Source organism: Methylobacterium terricola (assembly GCF_006151805.1).
Taxonomy (GTDB): Bacteria; Pseudomonadota; Alphaproteobacteria; order Rhizobiales; family Beijerinckiaceae; genus Methylobacterium; species Methylobacterium terricola.
Genome location: NZ_VDDA01000003.1, coordinates 499,402 through 516,471, shown reverse-complemented (window position 1 = coordinate 516,471; position 17,070 = coordinate 499,402). Strand labels below are relative to the sequence as shown.

Below are 17,070 nucleotides of genomic sequence, written 5' to 3'. Positions count from 1 at the left end.
GGGTTGATCGACTCAAATCCTGCCGTTCGGCGCACCAAGCCTGCGTGCTCGTTTCCATCGCTCGACGTCATCCCGGGGCTCGACGACGTCGAGAACCCGGAATCCGCAATCGCCGACGCATCCTCAAGAAGTCACGGCACCACCGCCCGATCCGGCCCCTCCACGGGCGCCCCCTCCCCGCCCCCGCCCATCAGCCCGCGCAGGGTCGCCGCCAGATCCGCCATGCCGAGATGGCCCTTCTGCAGGATCCGGTCGGCGCGGCCGGCGAGGCGGCGGCGGTCTTCCGCCGTGATGTCCTTGGCGGTCAGCACCACGACCGGGATGTCGCGCCATTCGGGCCGGTCGCGCAGGGCCCGGAGGAAGCCGAACCCGTCCATCTCCGGCATCATCAGGTCGAGGAGGACGAGGCCGGGCTTGCGCACGCCGACGGCCTCGAGACCGGCGAGACCGTTCTCGGCGCTCGCCACCCGCCAGCCCTCGCGGGTCAGCATCGTGGTCATGCGCTCGCGCACGTCGGGGTCGTCGTCGACCACCAGCACCGGCCCCTCGTGGATCGCCGGGCGGAAACGCTCCATCGCCTCCTTCAGCGCGCCCCACTCCACCGGCTTGTGCAGGTAGTCGGTCGCGCCGAGCGAGAAGGCGAGGTTCTGCTCGTCGAGCACCGTCACCATGATGACCGGGATCGCGCCGAAATCCGGATCGGCGCGCAGCGCCCGCAGCACGGCCCAGCCGTCCATCCGGGGCATCGTCACGTCGAGGAGGACGACGCGGGGGCGCAAGCGCCGCGCCGCCTCCAGGCCGGCGCGGCCGTCGGCGGCGGTCGCGACCTCGAACCCGTCCCGGCGCAGGAAACGGGCGATGAGGTCGCGGGTCGCCGGGTCGTCGTCGACGACGAGGACGAGGTTGGAGCCGGCGGTGGGGACGGCCGGGGCGTCGGGGACGGGATGGCCGTCCTCGTGCCCCGGCTCGGCCGGATCGCGCTCCTCGTAGAGCGCCGGCAGCTCCAGGGTGAAGGTCGTGCCCTCCCCGACCCGGCTCGTGACGGTGATCTCGCCGCCGAGCATCCGGGCGAAGGCGCGGGTGATGGCGAGCCCGAGGCCGGTGCCGCCGAAGCGCCGGGTGGTCGAGGCGTCGGCCTGGGTGAAGCGCTGGAACAGCCGCGACAGCTGCTCCTCGCTCATGCCGATGCCGGTATCGGTGACGGTGAAGCGCAGGCGGTCGCCGCCCTCGCGGTGCTCGCGCGCGGCCGAGAGCGTGATGGTGCCGCCCTCGGTGAACTTCGCCGCGTTGCTCAGCAGGTTGATCAGGCATTGCCGGAGCTTGGTCGCATCGGTATGCGCCCGGCCCAAGTCCTTGCCGTCTCCCTCGCCGAGATGCAGGTCGAGGTGGTTGCCCTTCTTCACCACCAGGGCGTCGACGGTGGTGGCGACCTCCCGGACGGTCTCGGCGACGTCGAGATCCTCGGCATAGACCTCCATCCGCTCGGCCTCGATCTTCGACAGGTCGAGCACGTCGTTGATGAGGCCCAGCAGGTGGCGGGCATTCGCCTCGATCTTGCGCATGTCGCCGAGCAGGCTCTCCTCGCCGAGATCCTCCAGCTCCTCCTGCAGCATCTCCGAGTAGCCGATCACCGCGGAGAGCGGCGTGCGCAGCTCGTGGCTCATGTTGGCGAGGAACTGGCTCTTGGCCCGGTTGGCCTCCTCCGCCGCCTCCTTGGCGGCGGCCAGTTCCAGCTCGGCCTCCTTGCGGGCGGTGACGTCGGCATGCGCGCCGACCCATTCGCGCACCCGGCCGTCCTCCTCCAGGATCGGGACCGAGCGGCCCTCCATGTGGCGCCAGACGCCGTCGTGGCGGCGAAGCCGGTGCTCGATCGTGTAGAGCGTGCGGCCGGCGACGGCGTGCTCCCAGGCCACCCGCGTCGCCTCGCGGTCGTCGGGATGGATCGCCGCCAGGAAGCCGGCCCCGGCGGCCTCGGCCGGCGACTGGCCGGTGAAGCGGGTCCATTCCGAGGCGACCTCGCGGAACGCGCCGTCCGGCGTGGTGGTCCAGACGATGGCCGAGGTCGCCTCGGTGAGCGAGCGGAAGCGCTCCTCGCTGTCGGCCCGGCGCCGCTCGGCGATCTTGCCCAGCGTCACGTCGTCCATGACGATGCCGACGCCGTCGGCCCGCTCGCTCTCGGGGCCGCGGCCGCGGCGGCGCAAGGGAAAGAAGCTCACCTCGAAGTAGCGGGTGCCGCCGGGCGCGCTCTCGGCCGGCACCCCGACCTCGATATTGGCGGTGACGAGGCCGCGGTCGCGGGCCGCGGCGAGCTTCGGGGCGAGCGCGTCGCGCAGCGAGGGCAGGAAGGCCCAGATCGGCGCCCCGACATCGGCGCCGAAGCCGCGCTCGCTCATGTTGCCGAGCGCCCGGTTCATGTGGCGCAGGTTGAGGTCGCCGTCGAGGAAGCCGAGGCCGACCGGCGCGTTCTCCAGAACGCTCTCCAGAAGATCGGCCATGCGCTGGCTCTCGCGCCGGCGCACCAGGGCGAGGCGGGCGAGCAGGCCCACCGCCGCGAGGCCCGAGACCAGGGTGACGAGCGGCAGGAGCGGCGAGCGCAGGGCATCGGCCTCGGCGAGGCGCTTCAGCTCGGCGCCGGCGCCGTCCTGGACCTGGGCGGTCAGGGTGCGCACCGCATCCATGGTCCGCTTGCCCTCGCCGGTCTGGATCAGGTCGGTGGCGGCCGGCAGGCCCCCCGTGCGGCGCAAGGAGACGACGCGGGCGGCGTAGTCCCGCTCGGCCGCGACCACCTGGCGCCGGCGCTCGCGGATGGCGGGGTCGAGGGTGACGGCGTCGAGGGCGGTGAGCTCGCCGTCGAGCCGGGCGAGCGCCGTGTCGTAGGGGGCGAGGTAATCGTCGCGGCCGGTCAGGACGTAGCCGCGCTGGCCGGTCTCGAGGTCCTTCATGGTCGACAGGACCCGCTCGCTCAGCGCCATCACCCGGCCGAGCCTGTCGGCCTCGGCCCGGCTGCGGGCGCCCTCGACGTAGTTCCAGCCGCCGGTCGCGACCGCGAGGGCGAGCAGGAGGAACGCCAGCGGCGATCCCGGCACGCGCCGGCCGGGGGCGAGGAAGCGCCAGCGTTGTGCGGCGGCGGTCTTGATGCTCATGTCACCCGTACTCTGCATGCCGGCCGCTCGCGCGTCGTTGTCCGACCGACAGGAGGCGGAGCTAGAGCGTCCGGGCGCGAAGGGGATACCGGCGCCTGGAAAAGTTCGGTCGAATCAATTGCCTAGGGCACGACCGATCGCCCGGCGGGCAGGGGCGTCGCCGCCACGGGCATGGCACGCGGCGCCCACCCGCCCCGGATGCGCGAAAGCGCACAGGTTGCAACAACTCGCTCCCTCGCACGTCACCCCGGCGCCAGCCGAGTTCCACCAAGCCGGGGTTTCGACGATGCGACACAAGCCGCTGCGCGAGCAGGTCATCGTGGTCACGGGCGCGTCGAGCGGCATCGGGCTCGCCACCGCCCGCATGGCCGCCGAGCGCGGCGCCCGGGTGGTGCTGGCCGCCCGCAGCCGCGACGTGCTCGACCGGCTGGCCGAGGCATTCGGCGCCCGCGCGGTCGCCGTGACGGCGGATGTCGGTGATCGGGCGCAGGTCCAGGCCGTCGCCGACAAGGCGATCGCGACGTTCGGCGGCTTCGATACCTGGGTCAACGTCGCAGGGCTCACGGTCTACGGGCCGTTGCGCGAGATCACCCAGGACGACCACGAGCGGCTGATCCGGACCAATTTCTGGGGCACGGTGAACGGCTCGCTCGTCGCCGCCGAGCACCTGCGGGCGCGCGGCGGCGCATTGATCAATGTCGGCAGCATCGCCTCCGACCTCGCCTTCCCGTTCCAGGGCCTCTACGCCGCCTCGAAGCACGCGGTGAAGGGTTTTACCGACACCCTGCGCATGGAGCTGATCGCCGAGGGCGCGCCGGTCTCGGTGACGCTGGTGAAGCCCGCCTCCATCGACACGCCGCTCCCGAACCGCGCCCGCAACTACATGGACCGCCAGCCGACCCTGCCGCCGCCGATCTACCCGCCCGACGAGGTCGCCCGCGCGATCCTGCACGCCGCCTTGCACCCGCAGCGCGACATCTTCGTCGGCGGCGGCGGCAAGCTGTTCGTGATGGGCAAGGAATTCGCCCCGGGCGCCTATGACGAGCTCGCCCCGGCGATCATCGCGCTCCAGAAGCGGGCGGAGCCGCCGCGCGACACGGCGGGTGCCCTGCACGCCCCGGTGCGGGCCGGCGAGGAGCGCGGCGACCCGCCGGTGCCGGTGATGCGCCGGAGCGCCTATACCCGGGCGACCCTGCACCCGCTGGCAAGCGTCGGCATCGCCGCCGGGATGGCGACGGCCGCGGCTGTGCTGCTCGGGGGTTTCGGGGGTCGGCGACGGCGATCGTGAGGGGCGCGCCGGTCGACCCGACGGGTTTCGGCACCCTACCCCCGGCTCCCCTCCCCCGCCTCGAGATCCCGCCCGCGGGTCTCCGGCAGCAGCCACGCCGCCGCCGTGCCGACGAGGCTGAAGGCGGCGAGGTAGTAGGCCGGCGCCATCCGGTCGCCGGTGGCGGAGATCAGCCAGTTGATGACGTAGTTGGTGCTGCCGCCGAAGATCGAGACCGCCAGCGCGTACACGATGGCGAGGCCGGAGCTGCGCACCGCCCGCGGCAGCGATTCCGGAATCCCCACGATGATCGCCGCGGCGTTGATCGAGGACAGGGCCGAGAGCAGGAAGGTCACGGCGTAGACGGCGAGCGCATTCGGGTCCCGCAGCAGCCAGGCGAAGGCCGGGACGGCGAGGAGCAGGATCAGGGCGCGCGGCCAGATCATCACCGGGCGCCGGCCGAACCGGTCGGCGAGGTAGCCGCCGAGCAGCGGGAAGGCGACCGAGGCGAGGCCGAGCGCGATCGGCACCGCGGTCGCGGCGGTCTCGGAGAGGCCGAGCGTCGCGCCGGCATAGACCGGCATGTTGGTGCCGACCGCGTTCGAGACCGTCGAGGCGGCGATGACCAGGAAGGTCAGGCCGAGGAGGCGGCCATGCTCGCCGAGCAGCCGGCGGATCACCGCGGCGGTCGAGGACGCGGCCTGCGGGTCCTCGGCAACGCCGCCGGTCTCGGGCAGGTGGCTGCGGATCACGAGGCCGACCGGCACCACCGCGAGCCCGACCAGGAACATCGCCCGCCAGCCCCATTGCGCCATGGCGGCATCACCGACCGTGAGCGCGAGCGCCGTCGCCAGCAGACCGGCGAACAGGGCGGCGCAGCCCTGGCTGGCGATCTGCCAGCTGGTGACGAAGCCGCGGTGCCGCGCCGGGGCCGCCTCCAGCAGGTAGGCGGTGGAGGGCCCGACCTCGCCGCCGAGCGCCAGCCCCTGGATCAGCCGGCCGGCGATGACGATGGCCTGCGCCCATCCGCCGATCTGGGCGTAGCCCGGGCAGGCGGCGAGCATCAGCATGCCGAGGGCCATCAGCGCGATGGTGACGAGCATCGCGGGCTTGCGCCCGGCCCGGTCGGCCAGCGCCCCGATCAGGGCGCCGCCGATCGGCCGCATGACGTAGCCGACGCCGAACAGGGCGAGGGAGGCGAGCAGGCTGTGGCTCGCGTCCGAGGCCGGGAAGAACGCCTCGCCGATCGCCTTGGCGAAGAAGGCATAGACGGTGAAATCATAGAATTCGAGGGCGTTGCCGAGGACCACGGCCCCGACCGCCTTGCGGTCGAGGGTCGGGTGGGTGGGAATCCGCGCGTCCATGCCGACCGGTCAGCGCCCCGGTTCGCGCTTGAGGCCGCCGGTCACCGGCTCGGCCCCCGCCGCCACGGCCTCGTCGTAGCCGGACAGCCAGCGCTCGCGGGATTCGGTGCCCTCGGCATAGGGGCAGGCCTCGCGGGCGAGGCCCTTCTCCGGGGCGGCGCGGCCGAGGGCGTGTGCGTCGAGGTTGTCGGGCGGGGATTGCATGGGGGTGGTCGCTCCGGTCGGCCGTGTCGGTGCGATCTAGGGCTCCGGCAGGCGAAGGGGATGGCCGTGCGGCGCATCGGCGTGACGCCCGGCGCGGCCTGCGGCTATAGGGCGGTCACCCGCCCCGAGATGGAGCCGTCCCGTGCCGCATGACCCCGTCGCCCCCTCCGCTGCCGAGGCCAAGGTGCGGCGGCGCGCAGACTTCCTGGCCGGGTGCGCCCCGGCGACGCGGCGCATCCATGGCCCGATCGTCGACCTCGCGGCATCGCGCGGCCACCTCAACCCGCGCGGCCTCGGCCATGCCCGGGCCTTCTCGGATCTCGGATCCCTCGGCCAGAGCAGCGTCGGGTTCGAGACGCTCGGCGATTACGAGGCGGCGGACGCAGCGGGCCGCGCCCCCTATGGCGGCGCCGAGTACGGCGTCGTCCAGTCGCCGGAGGCGGACGCGGTCGGCGCCAAGTTCGCGGGCCTGCATGGCGGCGCCGGTGCGATCGTCTGCGGGTCCGGCCTCGCGGCGATCGCGACGGTGCTCGACGCCTTCGCGCCGACGCTCGTCCTGATTCCGGAGGGGATCTACTTCCCGGCCTGGCGCTACATGGCGGAGACCGGCCGGGCCGAACTCCTGACCTATCCGGCCGGCGCCTCGGCCGAGGCGGTCGGCGCCCTGCTGGCGCAGGCGGGCAAGCGCGTCGCGCCCCGCGACACGCTGGTCTACCTCGAGGCGCCGGTGAGCGGGACGTTCGAGATCCCCGACATCGCCGGCATCGCGGCCCGGGCCGAGGCGGCGGGCGTCCGGACGGCGATGGACAACACCTGGGCGAGCCACCTGCGCTTCCGGCCGCTCGACCACGGCATCGACCTGGCGATCCAGGCGACGACGAAGTACGAGGGCGGCTACGGCGACACCCCGAGCGGCATCGTGGTCGCGCGCGGCGAGGCCGACCTCGCCCGCCTGCGCCGGCAGCTCAGGATCAGCGGCCACGGCGCGGTCTCGCCCCAGACCTGCACCCGCCTGTTCCACCGGGTCGACGGCGCGAAGGCCCGCCTCGACCGGCACGCGGCGACGGCGGCGGCGCTGATGGGGTGGTTCGAGACCCAGGCCTTCGCGGCCCAAATCCTGAGCCCCACGCGCCGGGACAGCCCGTATCACGGGCGCTTCCAGGCCTATTTCGGCGCCGGAAACAGCCTGTTCACGGTCGCGTTCGACGAAGGCCTCCCGGCCGGGCGGCTCCACGCCTTCGTCGACGCGCTTCTGCTGTTTCGCGTCGCTGAAAGCTGGGGCGGCCACGTCTCGCTGGTGCTGCCGGTCCATCCGCGCCGCGATCCGGCGATGCTCCCGACAGGCGCGATGTTCCGCTTCAATGCCGGCCTGGAGGAGGCCGGCGACCTGATCGCCGACCTGGAGCAAGCCGCCCGGGCGCTCGTCCCGTAGGAGCCTACGGGTAGCCGTAACGGGCCTTCGCGGCCGCCAGCAGGCGCAGGGCCTCGCCGTCGCGGCCGGCGGCGCAGGCCGAGGAGGCGTTGGCGAGGTCGGCCGAGAAGCGCTTGCCGACCGGGGCGTTGAGGTTGCCGGTGGCGACGTCGCTGTCGACCACCGCCTGGGTGCGGGCGATGGCCGGGCCGCAGCCGGTGCCGGCGGGCAGAGCCCCGGCGGGGAGCGCGGCGACCGGTCCGAGGCCGGCGGCCGGCGGCGGGACCGCGGGCTTCGACTGGCAGGCGGCGAGGGCGAGGAGGGCCGCGACGGCGAGCCCGGGCTTCCAATGCGACACGGGGACGACTCCACCTTGGGATGAACACGTAAGGCCAAGCTTGTGGCAAGCACGGGCGGGGCGGTCAATCGCGGGCCGACGCAGCGTCGGGCGCGGCTTGTCATCGCGCGCGCCTGCCGTTACACAGGCGGCCCTCGCACTGGGTCATACCCCTTCAGGAGACGCGAGCCGTGGCTCATGCCGGCTCCCCGCTGACGCTTCCGACGACCGCCCTCCCGGCGGCGCGGGCGCGCGCGCTCCTTCTCGGCGGCCTCCTTCTCCTTATCAGCCCCTGAGGGCCGTCCGGGCGTGCGCCTGGGCCCTTGGGGGTTGAAAGTCGAGACACCCTCCGAGCGCAAGCCGCCCCGTCGCCAAGCCGCCCCGTCGTGACGCGACCTCCCGGGCGTACCAGGATGCCAGACCATGACCGACCAGACCGCCCGCACCGCCTCCCCCGCCGAGCGCGTGCTGATCTTCGACACCACCCTGCGCGACGGCGAGCAGTGCCCCGGCGCCACCATGACGCTGGAGGAGAAGCTGGCGGTGGCCGAGATGCTCGACACGATGGGCGTCGACATCATCGAGGCCGGCTTCCCGATCGCCTCCAACGGCGACTTCGAGGCGGTGGCGGAGATCGCCCGGCGCTCGAAGCGGGCGGTGATCGCGGGCCTCGCCCGCGCGATCCCCGCCGACATCGCCCGGGCCGGCGAAGCGGTGAAGTTCGCGCGCCGCGGCCGCATCCACACCTTCGTCTCCACCTCGCCGATCCATCTGGCCCACCAGATGCGCAAGACCGAGGACGAGGTCGTCGAGATCATCCTGAAGACCGTCGCCCAGGCCCGCGACCTCGTCGAGGACATCGAGTGGTCGGCGATGGACGCGACCCGCACCCCGATCGACTACCTGTGCCGCTGCGTCGAGGCGGCGATCCGGGCCGGCGCCACCACCATCAACCTGCCCGACACGGTCGGCTACGCCACGCCCGACGAGTACCGGGCGATGTTCCGCTCCGTGCGCGAGCGGGTGCCGAACGCGGACAAGGCGGTGTTCTCGGTCCATTGCCACAACGACTTAGGGTTGGCGGTGGCGAACTCGCTGGCCGGCATCGAGGGCGGCGCGCGCCAGATCGAGTGCACCATCAACGGCATCGGCGAGCGGGCCGGCAACGCGGCGCTGGAGGAGATCGTGATGGCGATCAAGACCCGCGCCGACGTGCTGCCCTACGAGACCGGCATCGACACCACCCAGCTGGTGCGCGCCTCGAAGCTGGTGGCCGGCGCCACCCATTTCCCGGTGCAGTACAACAAGGCGATCGTCGGCCGGAACGCCTTCGCCCACGAGAGCGGCATCCACCAGGACGGGATGCTGAAGAACCAGACCACCTACGAGATCATGACGCCGGAATCGGTCGGCGTGCACAAGACCTCGCTGGTGATGGGCAAGCATTCGGGCCGCGCCGCCTTCCGCTCGAAGCTCGAGGACATGGGCTACCGGCTGTCCGACAACCAGTTCCAGGACGCGTTCGAGCGGTTCAAGGCGCTGGCCGACCGCAAGAAGCACGTCTACGACGAGGACATCGAGGCCCTGGTCGACGAGAACCTGGCCACCGCGCATGACCGCATCAAGCTGGTCTCGCTCACGGTGATCGCCGGCACCCGCGGCCCGCAGCGGGCGACGCTGCGCCTCGACATCGAGGGCCGCATCGTCACCGAGGAGACGGACGGCAACGGCCCGGTCGACGCGGTGTTCAAGGCCATCCACGCCCTGGTGCCGCACGAGGCCGCGCTCGAGCTCTACGACGTCCACGCCGTCACCGAGGGCACCGACGCCCAGGCCGAGGTCTCGGTGCGCCTGCGCCAGGACGACCGCATCGTCACCGCCCGCGGCGCCGATCCGGACACCCTGGTCGCCTCGGCCAAGGCCTACCTCGCCGCCCTGAACAAGCTGCAGGCCGGCGCCAGCCGCCTGCACGCCCAGCACGCCGCCGCCGAGTAAGCCGCGGGGGAGCCGGGCGGGAGCCGGCAAAAAATCGAGGGCTCGGCGGCATCGGGGCTGGACAGCCCTCCGCCGGCCCATTAAACGACCCTCACCGCCGGGGCGGTTTGGTGGCTTCCCCGGAGGCGCTCTTGTGAGAGCGGGCGCATAGCTCAGTTGGTAGAGCAGCTGACTCTTAATCAGCGGGTCCTAGGTTCGAGCCCTAGTGCGCCCACCACAAGAACCCGGTTACTCTCGCGGTAACTGTCTTCGGCGCTCCGACAGGATGGCCGGCACCAGTGGAACGGTAGGTGGCCGTTCCCCTCTCGTCCTCGCGGGCGACGGGCGCATAGCTCAGTTGGTAGAGCAGCTGACTCTTAATCAGCGGGTCCTAGGTTCGAGCCCTAGTGCGCCCACCACCCTTTCAAACCATGACGATGTCATTCGACGGCTCCGGCCGTTCCCGACCGGGGCGCGCATGATCGTGGTGCTGCTTCATGGCCTGGGACGCAGCCAGGCCAGCATGGCGCGTCTCGCCGCAAGCCTGCGGGCGGCCGGGTATCGGGTCGAGAGCCTCGGCTACCCGTCCCGTCGCCTTGGCCTCGCGGCCTGCGCCGAGCATCTGCGGCCCGCCCTGGCGGCGATCCGGGACCGGAACGAGGGCCCGATCGTCCTCATCGGCCATTCGATGGGCGGGCTCGTCGCCCGCCACCTCGCCGCCGCCGATCCTGCCGCCGGCCTCGTCATGCTGGGCACGCCGAACCGCGGCAGCGAGGCGGCGGACCTCGTCTCGCGCTTCCGGCTCGGGCGGGCGGTGCTCGGCCCCGCCCTCCTCGACCTACGGACAGGGGCCGCCGCGGCAATCCCGGTGCCGGCCTGCCCGATGGCGGTGGTGGCGGGCACGCGGGCGCTCATCCCGTTCTTCCACCCCTGGATCGCGAGGCCGCATGACGGCCTGGTCAGCCTGGAGCGCGCCCGGCTCGGCGCCGGCGAGACCTGGCGCACGGTCCCGGGTCACCACACGTTCCTGATGGATCATCCCGGCACGGTGCAGGCGGTGCTGGAGATCCTGTCGGCCTGGATCCCGTCCGCCGCCCAGCCGGGCTGACCCCGCGCGCTTCGGGACATGATCGAGTTCCGATCGGTCGGCATCGGCGCCCGCACCTGCCGCATGGCGGTCGGACGACGGGACGGAATGGCGCGGTTTCCCACCCTGACCGAGCCGGCGAGGTTCGCCAACGAGCGCTACGGCGCCTGCGCGCAGGTTTCCTCCCGGTTCACCGACCCGGATCTCCGGCTGGGACCGGAATAGGCGTCCCCGCGCAGCCGCCGACCTGGGAGCCCGCCAGACCGTGCGGAGGGCGGCCGACATTCCGCTTGACGCGGGAGGGGACCGGCGACACTGTCCCGCCCGATGATCGGGACTCGGACCCTGTGCGATCGACGCCGACGCCGCCTCGAAGCGGCGGCCTTCCGGCTGCGCGTCGATCAGCGTCCTGTCCGCGCGGTGACGGCCTCACGGTAGTCCCGCCCGCTCCAGGCGACCCGGCCCGCAATCCCGAGAACCCCCGCAGCCCCCGGCTCCGGGGGTTTTCTTTTGCCCTGAACCCAGGAAGACACGTCCATGACCCTCCGCGTCGGTATCGTCGGAATCAGCGGCTTCGGCGGCGGCGAGGCCTTGCGCCTGATCGCCGGCCATCCGTCCTTCGACCTCGTCTACGCCGCGGGCGAGAGCAGCGCCGGCCTCCGCCTGGTCGACCGCTTTCCCGGCGTGCCGGCCCGGCTCGCCGATCTGGTGATCGAGCCGTGGGACCCCGCCTCCCTGCCGGCGCTCGACGTGCTGTTCGCGTCGCTGCCGACCGGCCGCTCGGCCGAGGCGCTGGCGCGCGTGCCCGCGAGCGTGAAGATCGTCGATATCGGCGGCGACCACCGCTACGCCGAGGGATGGGCCTACGGCCTGGCCGACATCTGGCCGGACCGGATCGCCGGCCGCAGCCGCGTCGCCAATCCCGGCTGCTTCCCCGCCGCGACGCTGACCGCCCTGGCGCCGCTCCTCTCGGCCGGGCTGATCGAGCCCGGCCACATCGTGATCGATGCCAAGACCGGCATCTCCGGCGCCGGCCGGGGCGGCGGCGACAGCCGGTTCGGCTATGCCGAGAGCAACGAGAACCTGGTGCCCTACGGCCTGCTCCAGCACGTCCACATGCCGGAGATCGCGACGACGATCGCGCAGTTGAGCGGCGGCAGCGCCGCCGGGCTGGTCTTCACGCCCCATCTGGTGCCGATGACCCGCGGTCTCCTCGCCACCATCGTCTGCCGCGGCCGCGCCACCACGGCCGAGTGCCTCGACGCCGCCCGGCGCTTCTATGCGGGGCGGGCCTTCGTCCGCGTGACCGACGCGCCGCCGCAGACCAAGTGGGCGACCGGCTCGAACCTCGCCTTCGTCAGCTACGCGGCCGATCCGGAGCGCGACCTGGTGATCGCGATGGGCGCGATCGACAATCTCGGCAAGGGCGCGGCCGGCCAGGCGGTGCAGAACGCCAACCTGATCTGCGGCCTGCCGGAGAGCACGGGGGTCGACGGTGCCCCGGTCTGGCCGTGAGATCGAGAGGCGATTCGCGCTCCCCCCATGCGGGCGCGGGGCCGGGCCGAGGGCGCAGGCGGAACAAGCAACGGCGCGGGCTCCTCCTCTCCCCGCCCGCGGGGAGGGGCGGACCCCGCGCCTCGTCCTGTCTCGGACATCACCGCCGCTGGCGACGGAGTGACCACGACCGCAACCATGAAACGCGATCGAGCCGAGCGGCGGTCGTTGGCGCGCCGGGCCCCGTGAGCCGCACGCCGATGGTCCTCACGCCGATGGTCCTCACGCCGCCCGCACGGTATCCAGGAAGCGCGCCACCTCCGCCGACAGGTGCTCGGACTGGCGCGACAGTTCCGAGGCCGAGACCAGAACCTGGCTCGCCGCAGCACCCGTCTCCTCGGCCGCGCCCGCGACGCCGGCGATGTTGCCCGTGACCTCGCCGGTGCCGATGGCCGCTTGGCTGACGTTGCGGACGATCTCCTGGGTCGCCGCGCCCTGCTCCTCGACCGCCGCGGCGATCGAGGTCGCCACACCGGAGATCTCCTCGATCCGCGCGGTGATCTGGCCGATCGCGCCGGCCGCCTGACCCGTCGAGGCCTGGATCGCCGCGATCTGGCTGGTGATCTCCTCGGTGGCGCGGGCCGTCTGGCCGGCCAGCTCCTTGACCTCGGCGGCGACCACCGCGAAGCCGCGGCCGGCGGCGCCGGCCCGCGCCGCCTCGATGGTGGCGTTCAGCGCCAGCAGGTTGGTCTGGGCCGCGATCGACGAGATCAGCCCGACCACGTCGCCGATCCGGGCGGTCGCCTCGGTCAGCGCCCGCACCTGATGCGCGGTCTGCCCGGCCTCGGCCACGGCGGCCTGCGCCAGCCGGGCCGAGCCGTCGACCTGGCGGCCGATCTCCTGGACCGAGGCGCCGAGCTCCTCCGCGGCGGCCGCCACGGTGCCGACATTCGACGAGGCCTGCTCGGCGGCGGCCGCCGCGGTGGAGGATTGCGTGGCGGTCTCCGTGGCGGTCGCGGTCATCTGCTCGGCGGTGACCTGCAGCTCGGTCGCCGAGGCCGAGACCCGGCCGACGATGCCGCCGATGGCCCGCTCGAAGGCATCGGCCATCTGCCGCATCCCGGCGCGGCGCTGCTCCTCGGCCGAGGCGCGGGCGAGCACCGTCTCCTCCTCCAGGGCCTTCGCGTGGATCAGGCCGTCCTTGAACACCTGCACGGCGGCGGCCATGGCGCCGATCTCGTCGCGCCGCACGGCCCCCGGGATCTCGGTCGCGAGGTCGTGGCGGGCGAGCCGGCCCATCGCGGCGGTCATGCGGGCGATCGGGCGGGCGATGCCCAGGAGGCTGAAGATCACCGCGCCGATCGCCGCCGCGAGCGCCAGGGCCGTCATCACCGCCGCCGCCAGGATGCCGGTGCCGGCGCTGGCGCTGCTGTGCTCGGCGCTCGCCAGGGCGGCATCGGCATTCATCGTCACGATCGCCCGCAGGGCGCCGGTCGCGTCGGCGTTGGTGGCGGTCATCTCGGGGCCGGTCAGGGCTGCGAGCGCCGAGGCCTGGTCGCCGGCCGCCATCGCACCGGTCACCTTCTTCTGGCCTTCGAGGTAGTCGCTCCACCGGGCGACGAAGCGCCCGAACGCCGCCCGCTCCTCGGGACCGGAGATCAGCGGCGCGTACTGCGCCTGGAGATCGACCAGCACCTTGCGGCTGTCGGTCAGGGCCTGCTCGTTGCGGTCGTAGGCGGCATCGTCGTTCGAGGTCACGACGAAGCGGTAGAGGTTGATCCGGTACCTCTGGGTTTCGGCGTAGATCTGGTTGATCAGGTTCGACGCCGGGATCCGCGTCCTGGCGATCTCGACGATATCGTCCCGCAGCGTCACCAGCCGCAAGATGCCGTTGCCACCCTGTGCCACGCTGAACACCATCAGCGTCATGATTGTCCCGACGAGGACATGCTTGATCGACAACTTCATCGCGCGACCGTCCGGCTCGACCTTTGGGCCCTGAAAGAAAGGCAGTCACTTCATAAAAGATGCTTCGTTATATCTTAGTGAAGAAATTCCTGTCTGGCGCGAGAAACGCCACCCCGCCGCGACGATCGGCAGGATGCCGGCCGACCGGGCAGGCGCGGTCACCGTCCTATTCCGCCGCCTGCCCCGTCCCCTGCCCCGCCTGGTGCGGCCGCGGCCGGGCCTTGCGGCGCAAGGCGATCTCCTGCTCGCGCGCTTTGGGCAGCTCGCGATGGGCCTGGTCGCGGCCGGGCAGGTAGGGCTTCGGCCACGCTTGCGTGCGGGCGTCGTACCAGGCCGCGGCCTGGCGGCAGAAGTTCGGGTTCCACAGATGCGGCCGGCCGAGCGCCACGATGTCGGCCCGGCGGGTATGCAGGATGGTGTTGACCTGTCCCGCCTCGGTGATCGCGCCCACCGCCATCACCGCCATGGGGGCGCGGTTGCGGGAGCGGTTGCGGATCGCGTCGGCGAACTGGACCTGGAACATCCGGCCATAGACCGGGCGCTGGTCGGCGACGGTCTGGCCGGCCGACACGTCGACGAGGTCGCACCCGGCCTCGTGCAGGGCCTCGGCCACCGCCACCGTGTCGGCCTCGGTCATGCCGCCCTCGGCCCAGTCGGTGGCCGAGATGCGCACCGACATCGGGCGCTCCGCCGGCCAGGCCGCCCGCATGGCGGAGAAGACCTCGAGCGGGAAGCGCAGGCGGTTCTCGATCGACCCGCCATAGGCGTCGGTGCGGGTGTTGGTGAGCGGCGAGAGGAACGACGCCATCAGGTAGCCGTGGGCGCAGTGCAGCTCGAGCATGTCGAAGCCCGCCCGCGCCGCCCGCTCGGTCGCCTGAACGAACTCGTCGCGCACCCGGTCCATCCCGGCGCGGTCGAGTCCTCTCGGCACCTGGCTCACCCCGTCGAGGTAGGGGATGGGGGAGGCCGAGACGATCGGCCAGTTGCCCTCGGGCAGCGGCCGGTCCATCCGCTCCCAGCCGAGCTGGGTCGAGCCCTTGCGGCCGGCATGGCCCAGCTGCATCACGATCTTCGTCTCGCTATGGGAATGGACGAAGTCGACGATCCGGGCCCATTGCGCCTCGTGGGCATCGGTCCACAAACCCGGGCAGCCCGGGGTGATGCGGGCCTCCGCCGAGGGACAGGTCATCTCGGTGAAGAGCAGGCCGGGACCGCCGAGCGCGTGCGAGGTGTAATGCACGAAGTGCCAGTCGGTGAGGTTGCCCTCCGCATCGGCCGAGTACTGCGCCATCGGCGCCATCGCGACCCGGTTGGGGATCCGCATCCCGCGCAGACTGAGCCCGGTGAACATCGGCGTCGGCCGGCTCTCCCGGTAATCCTCGCCGGTCTCGGCGTGGAGGCGGGCGTAGAACGCATCGTCCACCGCCGCGACGTAAGCCGGATCGCGCACCACCAGGTTGTCGTAGGTGACGGACTTCGCCCGGCACATCACCACCATCGAGAACTGCTCGGGGTCCATGTCCCAGGAGCGGTTCATGTGCTCGAACCAGGCCAGCGAGACGTCGGCATTGTGCTGCACCACCTGGCAGGGGGTGCGCCGCGCCCGGTCATAGGCCGCGAAGGCCGCCTGGACGTCGTCCTCCGCCTTGTCGACGAGGGCGTCCGAGAGCGCGATGGCGCATTCCATCGCCAGCTTGGTGCCCGAGCCGATCGAGAAATGCGCCGAGGCCTTGGCGTCGCCGAGCAGCACGATGTTGCGGTGCGACCAAGCGTGGCAGAAGATCCGCGGGAAGCGGCGCCAGGTCGAGCGGTTGAGGAGCAGGCCGTGGCCCTGCAATTCCTCGGCGTAGAGCGCCTCGAGGACCCGGCGCGAGCCGTCCTCGTCGGTCTCGGTGAAGCCGTGGCCCTGCCAGCAGGCCTCGTCCATCTCGAACACCCAGGTCGAACGGCCGGGCTCGTACTGGTAGGTATGGGCACAGACGATGCCGTGCGGCGTCTCGCGGAAGAAGTAGTTGAATTCGTCCATCGGCCGGGTCGAGCCCATCCAGCAGAAGCGGTTGGACTTGATCTCGACCTCCGGCTCGAACGCATCGCGAAAGTGCTCGCGGATGCGCGAGTTGATGCCGTCGCAGGCGACGATGACGTCGGAATCGGGGAAGCGGGCGGCGAGCTGGTCCGGGGGGATGCTCTCGCCGAAATGGAGGTCCACCCCCTCCTCGCGACAGCGTTCCTGGAGGATCCGCAGCAGGCGCATCCGGCTCACCCCGGCAAAGCCGTTGCCGCCGCAGCGCATGACGCGTCCCTCCTTGTGGATCGCGACGTCGTCCCAGTACGAGAACGCATCGCGGATGCGGGCGAAGGAGCGGGGATCGCGCGACAGGAACTCGTGCAAGGTCTCGTCGGAGAACACGACGCCGAAGCCGAACGTGTCGTCGGCCCGGTTCTGCTCATAGACCTCGACCCGCCAGCCGGGCCGGCGCTTCTTGGTCAGGAGCGCGCAATAGAGCCCGCCGGGGCCGCCGCCGATCACCGTGACGCGCATGGAGGGCTCCTTCGTGGGGCGGCGGGTCCGCCGACAGAGAAACTTTATACTTGAAATATCGCGGCGCAAGAGGGCACCGGGACGAGTCCGGGAGGGCACTCGACCGGGCAGGCGACGATCTGGCCTCCGGTCGAAGACGCGCCCCGAATGCTGCGTTGCCGTGATGAATAAGCTTTGTTTTTCAGCATAATGCTCGCTGCATTGCACAGTGATGCGGCAGGGCGAAAAAGTCGCCGGGGGCGGTTGCCAGGGGATATTTCATGCGTAAAGTATTCCGGC

The 17,070-nt window shown here is 72.1% G+C and carries 12 protein-coding genes and 2 tRNA genes; 8 read left to right on the top strand and 6 right to left on the bottom strand.

The window, feature by feature from the left end:
* Nucleotides 1-131: 131 nt before the first annotated feature.
* Nucleotides 132-3,143, bottom strand: a complete 3,012-nt coding sequence (locus tag FF100_RS09745; protein WP_139035511.1) for a response regulator — start codon at nt 3,141-3,143, stop codon at nt 132-134.
* Nucleotides 3,144-3,429: 286 nt separating this feature from the next.
* On the opposite strand from FF100_RS09745, the gene FF100_RS09740 reads away from it, so the two are divergent.
* Complete coding sequence (locus FF100_RS09740; protein WP_139035510.1) at nt 3,430-4,431, top strand: SDR family oxidoreductase; 1,002 nt, start codon at nt 3,430-3,432, stop codon at nt 4,429-4,431.
* A 35-nt stretch (nt 4,432-4,466) separates the two neighbouring features.
* On the opposite strand, the gene FF100_RS09735 is transcribed toward FF100_RS09740, so the two are convergent.
* Complete coding sequence (locus FF100_RS09735; protein WP_139035509.1) at nt 4,467-5,774, bottom strand: MFS transporter; 1,308 nt, start codon at nt 5,772-5,774, stop codon at nt 4,467-4,469.
* Nucleotides 5,775-5,783: 9 nt separating this feature from the next.
* Nucleotides 5,784-5,978: an Rmf/CrpP family protein gene (locus FF100_RS09730; protein ID WP_139035508.1), complete on the bottom strand. Its 195-nt coding sequence runs from the start codon at nt 5,976-5,978 to the stop codon at nt 5,784-5,786.
* Nucleotides 5,979-6,120: 142 nt separating this feature from the next.
* Here FF100_RS09730 and FF100_RS09725 point away from each other — a divergent pair, with 142 nt between their 5' ends.
* Nucleotides 6,121-7,410 carry a PLP-dependent transferase gene (locus FF100_RS09725; protein ID WP_139035507.1) on the top strand — a complete coding sequence of 430 codons (1,290 nt, stop codon included), beginning with the start codon at nt 6,121-6,123 and terminating at the stop codon, nt 7,408-7,410.
* A 4-nt stretch (nt 7,411-7,414) separates the two neighbouring features.
* Here the strand turns inward: FF100_RS09725 and FF100_RS09720 are convergent, their stop codons facing one another.
* Complete coding sequence (locus tag FF100_RS09720; RefSeq protein ID WP_139035505.1) at nt 7,415-7,747, bottom strand: hypothetical protein; 333 nt, start codon at nt 7,745-7,747, stop codon at nt 7,415-7,417.
* Nucleotides 7,748-8,149: 402 nt separating this feature from the next.
* Between FF100_RS09720 and FF100_RS09715 the strand changes: the two genes are divergently transcribed.
* The 6 genes from FF100_RS09715 (at nt 8,150) to argC (ending at nt 12,302) form a co-directional block, all read left to right on the top strand.
* Nucleotides 8,150-9,721 carry a 2-isopropylmalate synthase gene (locus FF100_RS09715; protein ID WP_139035503.1) on the top strand — a complete coding sequence of 524 codons (1,572 nt, stop codon included), beginning with the start codon at nt 8,150-8,152 and terminating at the stop codon, nt 9,719-9,721.
* A gap of 141 nt (nt 9,722-9,862) precedes the next feature.
* A tRNA-Lys gene (locus FF100_RS09710) sits at nt 9,863-9,938 on the top strand.
* A gap of 105 nt (nt 9,939-10,043) precedes the next feature.
* Nucleotides 10,044-10,119: transfer RNA gene (locus FF100_RS09705), tRNA-Lys, on the top strand.
* Between the two features lie 59 nt (nt 10,120-10,178).
* Nucleotides 10,179-10,808: an alpha/beta fold hydrolase gene (locus tag FF100_RS09700; protein WP_139035501.1), complete on the top strand. Its 630-nt coding sequence runs from the start codon at nt 10,179-10,181 to the stop codon at nt 10,806-10,808.
* 18 nt (nt 10,809-10,826) lie between these two features.
* The gene (locus FF100_RS09695) at nt 10,827-11,012 is read left to right on the top strand and encodes a hypothetical protein (RefSeq protein ID WP_139035499.1); all 186 of its coding nucleotides are present in this window, start codon (nt 10,827-10,829) and stop codon (nt 11,010-11,012) included.
* A gap of 312 nt (nt 11,013-11,324) precedes the next feature.
* The gene (gene argC, locus FF100_RS09690) at nt 11,325-12,302 is read left to right on the top strand and encodes an N-acetyl-gamma-glutamyl-phosphate reductase (RefSeq protein ID WP_139035497.1); all 978 of its coding nucleotides are present in this window, start codon (nt 11,325-11,327) and stop codon (nt 12,300-12,302) included.
* A gap of 261 nt (nt 12,303-12,563) precedes the next feature.
* Here argC and FF100_RS09685 read toward each other — a convergent pair whose 3' ends face one another.
* Nucleotides 12,564-14,249 (bottom strand): methyl-accepting chemotaxis protein, encoded by a 1,686-nt coding sequence (locus FF100_RS09685; RefSeq protein WP_139035495.1) that lies wholly within the window; start codon nt 14,247-14,249, stop codon nt 12,564-12,566.
* 166 nt (nt 14,250-14,415) lie between these two features.
* Complete coding sequence (locus FF100_RS09680) at nt 14,416-16,791, bottom strand: oxidoreductase (RefSeq protein ID WP_139035493.1); 2,376 nt, start codon at nt 16,789-16,791, stop codon at nt 14,416-14,418.
* Nucleotides 16,792-17,070: the final 279 nt, after the last annotated feature.

What these genes read in the sequence shown, in the direction of transcription:
- argC (WP_139035497.1), top strand. Translation starts at nt 11,325, where the DNA reads ATGACCCTCCGCGTCGGTATCGTCGGAATCAGCGGCTTCGGCGGCGGC.
- FF100_RS09745 (WP_139035511.1), bottom strand. Translation starts at nt 3,143, where the DNA reads ATGAGCATCAAGACCGCCGCCGCACAACGCTGGCGCTTCCTCGCCCCC.
- FF100_RS09695 (WP_139035499.1), top strand. Translation starts at nt 10,827, where the DNA reads ATGATCGAGTTCCGATCGGTCGGCATCGGCGCCCGCACCTGCCGCATG.
- FF100_RS09680 (WP_139035493.1), bottom strand. Translation starts at nt 16,791, where the DNA reads ATGCGCGTCACGGTGATCGGCGGCGGCCCCGGCGGGCTCTATTGCGCG.
- FF100_RS09715 (WP_139035503.1), top strand. Translation starts at nt 8,150, where the DNA reads ATGACCGACCAGACCGCCCGCACCGCCTCCCCCGCCGAGCGCGTGCTG.
- FF100_RS09700 (WP_139035501.1), top strand. Translation starts at nt 10,179, where the DNA reads ATGATCGTGGTGCTGCTTCATGGCCTGGGACGCAGCCAGGCCAGCATG.
- FF100_RS09735 (WP_139035509.1), bottom strand. Translation starts at nt 5,774, where the DNA reads ATGGACGCGCGGATTCCCACCCACCCGACCCTCGACCGCAAGGCGGTC.
- FF100_RS09730 (WP_139035508.1), bottom strand. Translation starts at nt 5,978, where the DNA reads ATGCAATCCCCGCCCGACAACCTCGACGCACACGCCCTCGGCCGCGCC.
- FF100_RS09685 (WP_139035495.1), bottom strand. Translation starts at nt 14,249, where the DNA reads ATGAAGTTGTCGATCAAGCATGTCCTCGTCGGGACAATCATGACGCTG.
- FF100_RS09740 (WP_139035510.1), top strand. Translation starts at nt 3,430, where the DNA reads ATGCGACACAAGCCGCTGCGCGAGCAGGTCATCGTGGTCACGGGCGCG.